Source organism: Gordonia sp. 11cp (genome assembly GCF_057767225.1).
This window is the reverse complement of record NZ_CM173437.1, coordinates 2,470,550-2,483,061: the sequence shown is the minus strand read 5'-3', so window position 1 is coordinate 2,483,061 and position 12,512 is coordinate 2,470,550. Positions and strand designations below refer to the sequence as shown.

Below are 12,512 nucleotides of genomic sequence, written 5' to 3'. Positions count from 1 at the left end.
CATTGTGAGAGCTAAGGATCAAAGGACAATGTGGTGAAAACCGTGCAAGGTGGTGACTGGGGTGTCGTCGACATCCACCGTGATGACAACGGTCTTGTCGCGATTACTGTCGGTGGGCGTGAGGTTCCGGCGGTCCGGACCGTGTCGATCCGGGCCATCGGAGGTACCCTTCGCCTCGACGTCGCCGACGTGACCGCGATTCCCGACGCAGAGCTCGACGACGCATTCCTGGCGCAGGCCTGGCTCGAACCGGTTTACGGCACCGAGGTGGCAGACGTCGTCGCTTTGTTCGAGGATGACGACTATGCCGAGTCACACCGGGTGAACGCGGTTCGCGGCGAGTTGTCAGCGATAGTAGCTCGTCTTGGCGAGGGGTACTGGCTGCATCGATGGTGGCCGAGTGGCTCAAACGCGCTGCCCGATATTGACGTGCGACTCCTCGATCTCGAGATTGGATCTCTTGCATGGCTTGCGGAGGCTCTGTTCGTCGATTCCGCCCCGATCCAACGGTTGCTGCAACCCCACACTGAGACGTTAGTGCAGATGGTCGGCGAGTTGCGGTCGGCATCTGGCGCGGTAGCCGAAACGCACCTGGGAATCCTGACCACTGCGTTGCGCGCATCGGTTGACCTTGTCGATAACGAGGCCCCCGGCTACCCGGAAGTCGTCGCTCTACTGGACAGCATTGAGGCTGAAGACGCGGTTGTCGCCGCCGGTTTCGACTCCGTCAACTGGGATGCGTTAAGTGCCGAGCTCGCCGACTCGGTGGTCGGCGTGGCTCGCCGGCTGCCCGTCCGGGAGCTGGTGCGAACACGTGCGGGGTCGTCAGGCCTGGCCCCCTTGGTGCGCAGCGGGACGTCGGAAGCCGATTGGGCACAGTTGTCGCCGCGGACCGCGGTCGCCCGCCACGGAAACGTCACATGGTTGATCCATGACGAGCGAGGGACCATGTGGTTGACGGTGCGCCTCGACGCATCGGCACAGGCGAACACGGCAGCGCACGTGATGGCACGTGTCTTTCCGGCCGACAATCTCCGCGCATTCCCAGAGGTCTTCGTGCTCGATTACGATCCGGCGCAACATGCGTTCTTTGGACGCCGCGAACTCGACGTCCTACCCGAAAATGATCTGATCATCGATGTTTTCGACCCACAGTTCGCGAGCAGACCACGCCTGAGTGACAGCGCTCAGGCCGCCGCAACCCAAGACAGGCAACAGATCGTCGCCATCATCACCGAACGGTCGTCCAGTCTCGACTCCGGCGGGTTCATCGCCGAACGCACCGCCTGGGAGACCCGTCGATGACAGATCCGATCGCCATCGCCCCGACGCTCGAGCCTGGGCCTGCCGCAGTATTTCTCGACGTCGAAAATCTGTTCAAACCGTTCCGCAGAGGCATCGAGTTCGACCCCGGACGTCACAGCCCGCGCCGAAAGAGGCAATTCGAGATCGGGGTGGAGAAAGCACGGGCGGCGGCACAGACGATGGCGCCAGACGAGGAGTACGAGAACGTCTACGACCTCGGCCCCCAGGTGGCGATCCGGCTCGTGGAGTGGTTCCGCCACAAGAAATTCTTCGTCGCCGAGAACCACGGACGCACCTACGGCCAGTTCTACGACGAAGGTGTCACCAGTGTGTGGAAAGCTTTTGTGGAGAAGGCAAATTGGAACCACACCCTCACCCGGAAGGGTGACGATCGGGCAGACCGCGCGTTGCTCACCGATCTGTCAATGTTCACCGAGACAGACCCAGATCTCGATTGGATTTTCGTAGGATCGTCGGATCTACGACTGATCCTCCGTAACTCCGGCAAAACGCTGCGCGAACGACCCGACATGTATCTCGCTGCCATCCTCCTCGCCCGCACCGAGACAACCAACGCAGCCTTCAGAAACCGGCACGATGCTGACTTCTCGCGCTTCAACATGCGCCTCTACATCTGGAAGATGTATCAAGAAGTCCTCGCCATCGAGAAGTCATGGCATGCCAAACCATCCGATAGGACAGTTCGGGATGAGACGATGCGCGCCCGGGCCCGCCACGAACAGCGGATTCACGACGAACGCAAGGCGGAGGTTCACGACTGGGCCTCGTTAAACGACGGCGGACTCCTGACCGTCATCCGTGAGGCGTTTCAGAGTACCGCACGGCTTGCCACGTTGAGCCATCTAAGCGGTCGATACCTCGATGCCGCAGATGAGATCGTCGAGGACACCACACGACGTCGTGTTCTCGACGCCATCGGTCAGGTGTATCAGGAGCGGCTCGAAGCCCTCACACCGGAAGAGGCTCCCTGATGACGACTGTCGGGATCACCGGGCACGTCGGTCTAACCTTATCTACGCGGTCGGCGGTAGCCGCTGAGATCACCCGCATCCTGGATGAACTCAAGTCACCAATCGCTGGTTATACATCGCTCGCACCTGGTGCCGACCAGGTGTTCGCGTGGTCGGTCGCCGCGGTCGGGGGCGAAGTTGTCTTCGTGGCCCCATGCGCACAGATCGCGTCTACCATTCCCGACGACAACCGCAGATCCTTCGAAGCCGCCCGGATACTTGCAGTCGAGACCGTCGACCTGCCCCACGACTCCCCCGGCGAACATGCCTATTTCGACGCTGGCGCACACATCGCCGACACCGTCGATCTGCTCATCGCCGTTTGGGACGGCAAGCCCGCAGGAGGGCTCGGCGGCACCGCCGACATCGTCGCCCGCCGCCAAGCGTCGGGACGCGACATAGTCATCGTCTGGCCGGCGGGCTCGGCGCGGTATTAATTGCAGGGCTACTACAGAAGGGCCAGATCGCAATGTTGGAGATGAGACGCCAGGCCTCGGTATTCGTCAGTCATTCGTCGCACGACAAAGACGTCGCCGGGACGCTGAACAGCCACCTGCAAAACGCTGGATACTCGACATTCTTCGGCGCCCACAACATCCACGCAGGCGGCAATTATGCCCTGGAGATCGTCAGAGCGATCTCCTCATGCGACGCGCTTATCCTTCTGCTTTCCGAGGCAGCACTCGAGTCCCCGCACGTACAGCGTGAGATCTCCCTGGCGGTCGACGAGCGCCGGACGATCCTTCCGATCGCCTGCCCGGCACCGCATATCCGGTCAACTTTGATTCCCAGTGGACGTACTGGCTAAGTGCGGTTCAGGTCGTCGACTATGCAGGCCCCAGTCACGCCCTGCGGCAGCTGTCTTCGATCATCCCGGATTCCGGGAACAATCGCGACCACACGGAGGTGACCCCGGTCGCGACGACGAAGTCCGGTACCCGACGTCGACGCAAGCTGGGAGGGCGTTCCACGAGCCCGAGCGCATTGTTGCGTCCGGACAGCTTGCTCCCTGCCCTGGTGGGCCGCGATGAAGAGCTGGCCCGTCTCGAGCAGTGGTGTCTGCGTGACGACGACTTCGACATCCGACTAGTCACGGGCGCTGCCGGTCAAGGAAAGTCCCGGCTCGCCCGCGAGCTAATGCAGTTGGTGAAAGCGAACAATTGGCACGTGGAACCACTCTCATTGGCGGTGAACGGGGAGGAGACAGTCCTCCAGCTCCCCACCCGACCGAGTCTGCTGGTGCTCGACTATGCCGAGACACGCAGTGAACAACTCTTCCACGTGCTGACGGCGCTTCTTGAGCACGGAGTACACGACAAGGTCCGCTTCCTCCTCCTTGCCCGCACCGCCACTGATTGGTGGAATGCGTTGCTCGCCAGAGATTCCGAAGTCGCAGACCTAGTTGCCGACATCACAGTGCAACCGATCGCACCACTCACCCGATCACGCGAACGAGTCAACGAACTGTATTCCACCGCGTGTCAACAGTTTGCTATGGAGACCGGTAGCCCCCCGGTCCTGAACACGTCGGCGCCCTACAAATCGTACTCATCAGTACTCGACGTCCTCGCCGATGCGCTAACCACTGTCATCTCTAGCGGCCCCAACACCAAACCTGGCACCGATCGACTTCTCGCCCACGAGCGGAGGTACATTGCCGCATCAGCGGCCGCAGCCGGCATCGACGAACTCGACGACGTCGACCTGAATCGAATCTGCGCCGCCCTGACCTTCTATGGTGCTGCCACCGAAATCGATGCCACGCAGCTGATCTCGGAGTGCAGCCCCGACCTCAGTCCAGTGGTAACGCGCAAGGTCGGCCGCTTGTTTCGGCGGCTCTATCCGGGGGCGCAGACCTACATCGACGGTCTGCGACCTGACGCACTGGCCGAGGATCTCATCGCCGGAGTCCTCATCGACGATGGCCGTCTCCCCGGATCAGCCGACGGTCCCGAGAGTGCGGCACGCAACACCGATCAGCGGCACCGAGCACTCCTCACCCTGAGCCGCGCCGCCACCCGATATCCGGAAGTGGCCCGCGAACTCGAGCACGTCGTCGCGAATGGCGACCGCGTTCTCTATCTGATTGCGATCGAAGTTGCCAGCCAGTTAGAGACACCTGACCAGTTGACGTCTGCGTTGAAGAAGGAGGCCGCCGGGCGATCGGCCGAGGAACTGGCCATCCTTTTGGGCAGAATTCCCGACGAGACGGTCGCGCTGTCTGATTTAGCGGCGCAGTTAGCCCGCCAGATAATTGAAGAGATACCCGATTCAGGGACGCCGACGCTGCAGGACATCACGACGGCGATGGAATGTTCTAACCGATTTTCGGATGCTGGCTGGGTCGACCAAGCCGCTCAATCGGCCCAGCTGGCCGTGGAGCGTCTACGCCTGTTCGCTCCGACCACGGAAACCGAAAGCGCTCTGGGTCGCGCACTGTGCAATTTATCGAATCGGCTTTGGGAGCGGGGGGAGCTGGCCAGGAGTCTCCGGCCCGCCGACGAGGCCATCCAGCATTTAGTCGACGCCAATGCCCAGCCGGTGGTATTGGCGGGTGCCCGGAGCAACCTTGCCTTCCGCCTCGCCGAGCTGGACAGGTACGACGAGGCACTTGCTGAGGTACGGGCGGCGCAGCTACACCTGGCGGGTCACGAGAACGACACTGACGCCCAGGTCGCCAAGACCCGCGGGTCAATTCTCAACAACATGAGCTGTATCCTGTTGTCCTCGGGCCGTGCCGACGCGGCACGAACGTATGCAGCTGAGTGTGTAAAACTCCGCCGCTCGCAGGCTCTGCAGAACCGCGACCGGTTCCTCCCGTTCGTTGCGCGCGCTCTGGCTAACGCCGCACCGAGCTCGGAAATCACAGGCGACCCAGAGCACGCCGACCGACTGATCACCGAGGCCCGCGCGCTTCATCGTCTGACTGGTATTCGCGCACCGATCTTCCGGTTCGAGGAATCCGAGAGCGCAACACTGAGCGCCTTGATCGCGATGAGCCGCACAGACTGGGAATCCGCCATGTTACTAGTCGATGAAGCGCGAAGCCTTCTCGACTCAGTAGTCACCGATCTGGGTGAGTTGTCGAATCGTCTGTCGCATAGCCTGTGCGGGATCAGAACGGCCGTCGAAGAACGAGAGACACTCTCGCTGCTCGAGATAGCCCAAGGTAAACACCCGGATATCTCACTTCCCCTTCTCTTAGAGTATCGCGACCTATGACTACCACGGTCCCCTTCGTCGGCGTCTCCCCTGAGACGAAAAAACAGATGGCGGACTGCCGATTCCCGCATGCGAATCTCGTTACGCTACGAACATCCACGCAGGGTCTCAGTATCAATGCAACGACACCGGCAGACTCGGTCCAGATTGTGTGGCGGCGTCAGCACGACCGAACGGCGTGGGTCACCGCGGTGGTTGAGCATCTGCCCCAAGTCCAATGGGTTCACACCGACACAGTAGGGATCGATCGCCTGCCGCTGTCCTCGTTCGCCCAGCGTGAAATCACGCTTAGTAACGCCCGCGGTGCACATACGCCAGCGGTCGCGGAATGGGCACTTGGCGCAATGATCATGCTTGCGAAGCAGATGCCACGTACGGTCATAAATTCGTCTGCGCGTCAATGGGTGCCACGCGCTGACAACCTCCTACTCGACGGGCGTAGCGTGATGATCTTGGGCCTCGGCGACATCGGCCGTCGTCTGGCGGTCTCCTGCCGGGCACTAGGGATGCGGGTGTACGGCGTTTCCCTCGGCGGTGGTCCGGTTCCAAACGTCCAGCGCGTGATGCGCAGTGACGCCCCTTGGCGCGAACTGCTTCAGGAGGTCACCTTCGTGGTGAACTGCCTTCCGTTCACCCCCAGCACGGAGAATTTGCTCAACCGCTCGATCTTCGAAAACCTCTCCAGTCCTGCATATTTGATCAATGTCGGGCGAGGTGAGACCGTAATGGAGGATGACATGGTTGCTGCAGTGCGGTCCGGCAGCCTCACCGGCGCAGTTCTTGACGCAACGCGCCGTGAGCCACCTCCTTCGGACAGCCCACTGTGGAGCTGCCCAGAAATCGTCATAAGTCCCCACACATCCAGTTTCACCGATGCGACGGAGCGCCGGACCCGTGAGTTGTTCGTGTCCGAGCTACTGCGCCACTCGCAGGGCATCAAGCCTTGCAATGTCATCGACCTCGTCAAGGGTTACTGATGCGGATCTCGACGATTCCCCCATGGCCGGTATACAGTCCCGAGGCCGCCAGCGCGGTCGCGCGACTTGTGGCCGATGGCGACGTATATGACTACGCCGGAAAAGGCCCAGTGAAGGAGTTGGAACAACACTTTTCGCGGCTACACGGCGGCCTGCATGTGGTGTCGTTCAACTCGGGGACCAGCGCGCTTTACGCGGCACTTGTCGCGCTCGGTGTGACCCACGGTGACGAGGTCATAGTCCCGAACCTTACCTTCTTGGCCAGTGCGTCGCCTGCGTTGTGGCTCGGCGCTCGACCGGTCTTGGTCGACAGCAGCGAGGACGACGCCTCAGTCGACCCCCGCGCCATCGCACGCGCCATTACGTCGCGGACCAAGGTGGTCGTGGTGACCCACCTGTTCGGCAATCCGGTCGACATCGATGCGATCGTCGAAGTCTGTGCCGCTCACAATGTCCGCTTGCTCGAGGACTGCTCGCACGCACACGCTTCGTCAGTCGGCGATCGACACGTCGGCACCTTCGGCGATGCAGCGATCTACAGCATCGGGGCCGGCAAGCTCGTCAGTGGCGGGCACGGCGGGCTGTTGGTGGCCGGCGATGACCGGACCCGCGATCTGGCGCTCATGGTCGGCCACTTCAAGCCTCGGACCCGTACAGACCTCCTTTCCGAAGGCCTCCGGCCCGGTGCCGAGTTCGCACTTGGCGGAAATCTCCGGGTAAGCCCGTTGGCTGCCATACTTGCACTGGATCATCTGCGGACCATCGACGAGGTTACAAAGGCCAGGTGCGCCAACGTCGCCGTCGTCGATGAGCTCTTGGACGGGCTGTTGATCCCTGTCAGGTCTAGTGCGCCACGACTCAATAGGAGCCACTTCGACCTCGTGTATACGTTGCCTCCAGACGTGGCCACGGCTCGACGTAATGATCTCCTCGGCGCACTCGGAGCCGCCGGTGTGCCGGCGACCGTGCCCTCGACCCGACCGCTGAACCGAGTGGTCCGTTCCATCACGCCGACGTTCGCGAAAGACAAGAATCTCCTGGTCCGTCGGCTAGGCACGTTTGCCGTCTCGGCACCGGGCGACGACACACTACCGCACAGCACACGCCTCCACGATCGGATGATTTCATTCCCAGCGAACCGTCTCTACGAAGACGACGTCACCATCGCCCAAGAGCTGGCGAAGGTCGCCGCGAGAATCCTCCGCGACGCATTCAGTGCCCCGTGACCGTCCGCCGCGAGCTACTCACGCTCGTCTCCCCACTGAGCCTAGAATCGTGGTACAGACGATTCTGCGGCTCCGCAACCGACGTTACGTTTCTCGGCGAGGAGGATGCCGATGTGCGAGTGATGGCCGATCTCGTCATGGCTAGCACCGAATCCGACGCTTTCCGCATCCTGTCCGGGCACGACTCTCTGCTTCGGGACTGGGCACTCGCCTGCGAGTTACGTTCACGCGGAACGACGGTGACTGCCCAGTCCGGGATGGCCATGAGTGCGGGCTTAGACAAGCTCCTGCAGAAGCGACTGCTGTCGTTAGCTGAGATTCCGGTGCCTTCGTGGGGTCTGCCGACGCAACCGCCACCGCCAGGCGGAAAATACATTTGGAAGGGACGATCATCGACCCAAAGCCGTGGTATCCGCTGGCACAACTCACTCGACGAACTACCGACAGACGGTTATTGGGAGGAGTACATCGCAGGTGTCGAGTATTCCGTGGTGCTGCATCGAGAATCCGGGCACACCGTTCGCTTCCCCCCAGTCTACAAAGGCGCGACGTCGGAGTCGCTGCGTCCACCGTGGAAGCGCCTGCGTCTGGTCCCGGCGGGCATTGAACAGGAACTGCTCGCCGAAATATATTCCTCCGCATCGACTCTCGCAGAGCTCCTCGACATCAATGGGTTCGCCGAGATCGAGTACATCGTCACGGCCGACGGGACCCCTTTAGTGACTGACATCAATCCACGTGTCTGCGGCACGATGCGGATCGTCGCCATGGCTACTGGCATCCCGATCTTCGATCCCTCCGCACTGAGAGACAGTCTTTTGCCGGACATTTCACAGTTCGCTGCCGAGATTCCATACGAGGGCGCCCCGCTAGCCACGCCGAGAATCGTTGCGACCTCGCGGCTGACATGTACCGGCGACACACCCCGTGACGTGTTCGCCACCCTGGCAGAGCGCGGGCACCATCCCAAGCTCGAACATCTGCCCAGGGTGTGGCATGCGAACTAACTACAGCACGGGAACCTTCGCTCAAAGCTACGCCAATTCTCGCGCCTTGGGCGACGAGGTCGTCGCGGCGTGGGCCGCTACACTGTCGTCGCTAATGCCCGTCGCGCCAGATGGTCTAGTCCTCGACATCGGAGCAGGAACCGGCCGGTTTTGGCCAGTGTTCGATGCCGCTTGGAAGCCGCGTCGGATTGTAGCGGTGGATCGGTCGATTGAGATGCTTCGTCGTGGACAGACCGACGAGGCCGGGCCAGAAGTGACGCGTGTTGTCGGCGACATAGATGCCATCCCCGTCGCACCTACCGGTGATTTTGACGTTGTGTTCTGCTCGATGGTCCTGCACTACAGTGCCGCACCCGCGGAATGTTTACGCGCGCTGTGTTCCAGACTCCGGCCCGACGGTTTCCTATGTGTAAGAACCGGCACTCAGGAAACTTTGTCATCGTTCGACTTCCTACGTTTCTTCCCTACCGCGTTGGCCGCCGAGCGTGACGCGATGCCTGGTCCCGCTCAGCTCGCGGATTGGACTGCCGTCGAGGAGGTTCGGATTGTCACGCTCGACGAGGTAGCTGTCGGGTCCTCGGTGGCTCGGGCGCGTGCGCTCCGAAAGGTTCTGGCTCGCGGTTTTCCGTCACTCCAGCTCGTCCCGACCGGTGAATTCATGGTGGGCGTCGTCCGCTACGCGGCCCACCTTCTCGGCGCGTGGGTACGGCGCGAACCACGGCCCATCGAACGGTCGGTGCTCGTCATCGCGCGGCGTAGAGACTCGGCGCCGAGCCCGCCTCCAGGTCAGGTGGTCGCCGAGATCTGATGGCCACCCCGAGGGAAATCGGCCTCGACAATCGTCACCGCGGCGGCCCCCCAGTCGGGTGCCATGACCAGAAGCCGCGCCGAGAAACAGATCTACGAGCTCGGTGAGGTAGCTAAACACTTCCTGGCCGGTGCCGCGCCGATCTGAAACACCCGCCTGGCCGGCGCCGCTCGACGGCATCCTCGGACATCACCTCCCCCGGCCACGAACAGGTCCTAACCGCCCCGACCCGCGCGGTGGCGTCTCGCCGGTTCGAGACCGGCGATGTGCGTTCGATCCTCGGGGTCCGGGCACCCTGAATCCACGATCGGCCGGCGCAGTACTGTTCGGGCACCCACCAGCAGCACCCGCTCGCTCAACGCATACCGGCTTGACACTGGCGACATGGAAGTCCAATGACCACCAGCGCAGCAGCCAATCACGGTGCCGCCGGCCTCATCCTGTTCGTGTTCTTCGCCTGCGCGGCGGTCACGTCGCTGCTCATCACCGGCCGCTCGTCGACGGTCAAATCGGCCTACGGTTACCCCGCTATGGCCGTCGGCGTGCTGATCTCGCTGTCGGGTGTCCTCGGCGAGTCACTGCCCCTGTACATGATCGGCTCCGTCGTGGCCGGTTCCGGCTGGGCGGCGACCTTCCTCGCGGCAATGGACAACATCGGGCCCCACCCCGGCCACGCAGCGCGGCCAGGTCTTCTCATCGGTGTTCGTGGCGAGCTACCTCGCCTTCAGCATGCCGGCCGTCATCGCCGGAATCGTTGTGTCGCACATCGAATTACGCGACACGATCATCGGCTACGTCTGCTCTGTACTGGTCATCGCGCTCGTCGGCGCGGTCCTCGCCGTCGTCATGCGACGCCGGGGCCGTCAGGCCGACAACCGCGAACCGACCATCCGCATCGCCAATTCGGCATAGAAGTCCCCCATCTCCTCGGGCGAGAGTGAACTCCCGTCGCGATACCAGCGCGCGACATCGATTCCCATGGACAGCATCGCGTTGGTGGTGGCGAGCGAATCGGCGACGGCGAAGTCGCCGTCGTCGATTCCGGCGTCGACGACTGCCCGCACTCGCCGGGTGATCTCGCGGCGCATGGCCATCACGGTGTCCAGGTGGTCGGGTGCGAGTGAGTTCAGCTCGTAGTTCACCACCCGTCCGCCCACATGTTCGCGCGCGTGGTGCTCGGTGAACGCGTGGACGATCGCCCGCAGCCGGTCGCCGGGGGACGCGGATGGATCGTCGGCCTCGTCGATCGCCGCGAGGATGGCGCGGTGACCGGCATCGGAGATCTCGAACAGCAACTCCTCTTTGGAGCGGAAGTGCACGTAGACCGCCGCCGAACTCATCTGCGCGCCGTTGGCGATGTCCCGGGTGGTGGTGCCGTTAAACCCCTTCGCGGCGAACGCCTCGACGGCTGCACGCAGGAGCCGGGCCCGCGCGGCCATCGGCCGCGCCTGCTGCACCGGTTCGGCGGACGGGCCCACATTCATCCCTTCAAAACGGTCTCCAGACGCCTGCGCGACGGCCGTGATTGACAGCATCCGGCCCGCGCGGCATAGTGCAACCTATCACTAAGCAAGCGCTTAGTCACCAGTGGTTCGGCTGGCTCATCCAGCAGGACCGCGCACGACGGAGGCCCTCGTTCGAACGCCATCGCCCGGACGCCGTCGCCCGAGTACGGACACCTTCGACAGGAGTAGAGAAGAACCCATGCAGCTGACATTCAGTCCTGAAGAAGAGTCCTTCCGCGAGGAATTGCGCAGCATCTTCGCCAAGGTCCCCGAAGACGTCCGCAAGCGGTGCGAAGAGGGCAAGCTCAACTACCCCGAGGATCTCGTCACCACCACCCGCATCCTCAACGAGCACGGCGTCGCCACCCCGAGCTGGCCCGTCGAGCACGGCGGCAAGGACTGGACCCCGATCCAGCACCACATCTACCGCGAGGAGATGAGCCTCGCGTTCGTCCCCGACATGCTCCCATTCAACGTCGGCATGATCGGCCCGGTCATCGCGCAGTTCGGGTCCGACGAGCTGAAGGAACGCTTCCTCGCCAAGACCGCCAACCTCGACATCTGGTGGTGCCAGGGCTTCTCCGAGCCCGAGGCCGGATCCGATCTGGCGTCGCTCAAGACCCGCGCGGTCCGCGACGGCGACCACTACGTGATCAACGGTCAGAAGACCTGGACCACACTCGGCCAGTTCGCGGACTGGATCTTCTGCCTCGCGCGCACCAACCCGGACGTGAAGAAGCAGGCCGGCATCAGCATGTTCCTGTTCCCGATGGACACCCCGGGCGTCGAGATCCGCCCGATCCAGCTCATCGACGGCAGCTACGAGGTCAACGAGGTCTTCTTCAACGACGTCCGCGTCCCCGCGGAGAACATGGTCGGCGAGGAGAACAGCGGCTGGACGCAGGCCAAGTTCCTGCTCGGCAACGAGCGCAACGGCATCGCCCGGGTCGGTTACACCAAGGCCAAGCTCGCCCGCGCCAAGGAACTGGCCAAGCAGACGCGTACCGCCAAGGGCACCCTGCTCGACGATCCGCTGTTCGCGGCACGTCTGGCCGAGGTGGAGAACGAACTGCTCGCGCTCGAGCTCACCCAGCTGCGTGTCGCCGCGTCGTCGGCAGACGGCAAGCCGAACCCCGCGTCGTCGCTGCTCAAGCTGACCGGTAGCCAGCTGCAGCAGGCCGCGATGGAGCTGATCGCCGACATCGCCGGCCCCGACTCGCTTCCGGTGGCACAGCTCGACGCGTCGGCACCGAACGGCAGCGCCGAGGTGAGCGCCCCCGAGTGGGCCCAGCTCGCGGCCCCGACCTACCTCAACTACCGCAAGGTCACGATCTACGGCGGCTCGTCGGAAGTCCAGCGCCAGATCATCGACAAGGCCGTCCTGGGCCTCTGAGCCCCGGCCACGACTCTCTTCAGACCTTCACCAAAGGA

The 12,512-nt window shown here is 62.9% G+C and carries 12 protein-coding genes and 1 pseudogene; 12 read left to right on the top strand and 1 reads right to left on the bottom strand.

Annotated features, from left to right (window positions below; translation table 11 throughout):
- Positions 1–33: 33 nt before the first annotated feature.
- The 11 genes and pseudogenes from AC3B6C_RS11045 (at position 34) to AC3B6C_RS10995 (ending at position 10,488) form a co-directional block, all read left to right on the top strand.
- Positions 34–1,305: a hypothetical protein gene (locus AC3B6C_RS11045; RefSeq protein ID WP_488376024.1), complete on the top strand. Its 1,272-nt coding sequence runs from the start codon at positions 34–36 to the stop codon at positions 1,303–1,305.
- Positions 1,302–2,297, top strand: a complete 996-nt coding sequence (locus AC3B6C_RS11040) for a hypothetical protein (RefSeq protein WP_488376023.1) — start codon at positions 1,302–1,304, stop codon at positions 2,295–2,297. The genes AC3B6C_RS11045 and AC3B6C_RS11040 overlap by 4 nt, the downstream gene beginning before the upstream one ends.
- Positions 2,297–2,773 (top strand): hypothetical protein, encoded by a 477-nt coding sequence (locus AC3B6C_RS11035; RefSeq protein WP_488376022.1) that lies wholly within the window; start codon positions 2,297–2,299, stop codon positions 2,771–2,773. Before AC3B6C_RS11040 ends, AC3B6C_RS11035 begins: the two co-directional genes overlap by 1 nt.
- A gap of 41 nt (positions 2,774–2,814) precedes the next feature.
- The gene (locus AC3B6C_RS11030) at positions 2,815–3,144 is read left to right on the top strand and encodes a toll/interleukin-1 receptor domain-containing protein (RefSeq protein ID WP_488376021.1); all 330 of its coding nucleotides are present in this window, start codon (positions 2,815–2,817) and stop codon (positions 3,142–3,144) included.
- A gap of 209 nt (positions 3,145–3,353) precedes the next feature.
- Positions 3,354–5,558, top strand: a complete 2,205-nt coding sequence (locus tag AC3B6C_RS11025) for a tetratricopeptide repeat protein (protein WP_488376020.1) — start codon at positions 3,354–3,356, stop codon at positions 5,556–5,558.
- Positions 5,555–6,535 (top strand): D-2-hydroxyacid dehydrogenase, encoded by a 981-nt coding sequence (locus AC3B6C_RS11020; RefSeq protein WP_488376019.1) that lies wholly within the window; start codon positions 5,555–5,557, stop codon positions 6,533–6,535. The genes AC3B6C_RS11025 and AC3B6C_RS11020 overlap by 4 nt, the downstream gene beginning before the upstream one ends.
- Positions 6,535–7,761 (top strand): DegT/DnrJ/EryC1/StrS family aminotransferase, encoded by a 1,227-nt coding sequence (locus tag AC3B6C_RS11015; protein ID WP_488376017.1) that lies wholly within the window; start codon positions 6,535–6,537, stop codon positions 7,759–7,761. Before AC3B6C_RS11020 ends, AC3B6C_RS11015 begins: the two co-directional genes overlap by 1 nt.
- A 122-nt stretch (positions 7,762–7,883) precedes the next feature.
- Entirely contained in the window at positions 7,884–8,768 is an 885-nt protein-coding gene (locus AC3B6C_RS11010) for an ATP-grasp domain-containing protein (RefSeq protein WP_488376016.1), read from the top strand.
- Positions 8,758–9,183, top strand: a pseudogene (locus AC3B6C_RS11005) (class I SAM-dependent methyltransferase); the annotation flags it as partial. The gene AC3B6C_RS11010 and the pseudogene AC3B6C_RS11005, both read left to right, overlap by 11 nt.
- 78 nt (positions 9,184–9,261) lie before the next feature.
- Positions 9,262–9,576 carry a hypothetical protein gene (locus tag AC3B6C_RS11000; RefSeq protein ID WP_488376428.1) on the top strand — a complete coding sequence of 105 codons (315 nt, stop codon included), beginning with the start codon at positions 9,262–9,264 and terminating at the stop codon, positions 9,574–9,576.
- A 705-nt stretch (positions 9,577–10,281) separates the two neighbouring features.
- Positions 10,282–10,488: a hypothetical protein gene (locus tag AC3B6C_RS10995; RefSeq protein ID WP_488376015.1), complete on the top strand. Its 207-nt coding sequence runs from the start codon at positions 10,282–10,284 to the stop codon at positions 10,486–10,488.
- Here AC3B6C_RS10995 and AC3B6C_RS10990 read toward each other — a convergent pair.
- Entirely contained in the window at positions 10,440–11,060 is a 621-nt protein-coding gene (locus tag AC3B6C_RS10990; RefSeq protein ID WP_488376014.1) for a TetR/AcrR family transcriptional regulator, read from the bottom strand. The genes AC3B6C_RS10995 and AC3B6C_RS10990 overlap by 49 nt on opposite strands.
- A gap of 220 nt (positions 11,061–11,280) precedes the next feature.
- On the opposite strand from AC3B6C_RS10990, the gene AC3B6C_RS10985 reads away from it, so the two are divergent.
- Positions 11,281–12,474, top strand: a complete 1,194-nt coding sequence (locus AC3B6C_RS10985; RefSeq protein ID WP_488376013.1) for an acyl-CoA dehydrogenase family protein — start codon at positions 11,281–11,283, stop codon at positions 12,472–12,474.
- Positions 12,475–12,512 lie beyond the last annotated feature (38 nt).

Bases quoted from the DNA above. Each gene is read 5' to 3' on its own strand.
- AC3B6C_RS11010 (WP_488376016.1), top strand. From the start codon at position 7,884: ATGGCCGATCTCGTCATGGCTAGCACCGAATCCGACGCTTTCCGCATC.
- AC3B6C_RS10985 (WP_488376013.1), top strand. From the start codon at position 11,281: ATGCAGCTGACATTCAGTCCTGAAGAAGAGTCCTTCCGCGAGGAATTG.
- AC3B6C_RS11015 (WP_488376017.1), top strand. From the start codon at position 6,535: ATGCGGATCTCGACGATTCCCCCATGGCCGGTATACAGTCCCGAGGCC.
- AC3B6C_RS10990 (WP_488376014.1), bottom strand. From the start codon at position 11,060: ATGAATGTGGGCCCGTCCGCCGAACCGGTGCAGCAGGCGCGGCCGATG.
- AC3B6C_RS11030 (WP_488376021.1), top strand. From the start codon at position 2,815: ATGAGACGCCAGGCCTCGGTATTCGTCAGTCATTCGTCGCACGACAAA.
- AC3B6C_RS11020 (WP_488376019.1), top strand. From the start codon at position 5,555: ATGACTACCACGGTCCCCTTCGTCGGCGTCTCCCCTGAGACGAAAAAA.
- AC3B6C_RS11040 (WP_488376023.1), top strand. From the start codon at position 1,302: ATGACAGATCCGATCGCCATCGCCCCGACGCTCGAGCCTGGGCCTGCC.
- AC3B6C_RS11000 (WP_488376428.1), top strand. From the start codon at position 9,262: ATGCCTGGTCCCGCTCAGCTCGCGGATTGGACTGCCGTCGAGGAGGTT.
- AC3B6C_RS11035 (WP_488376022.1), top strand. From the start codon at position 2,297: ATGACGACTGTCGGGATCACCGGGCACGTCGGTCTAACCTTATCTACG.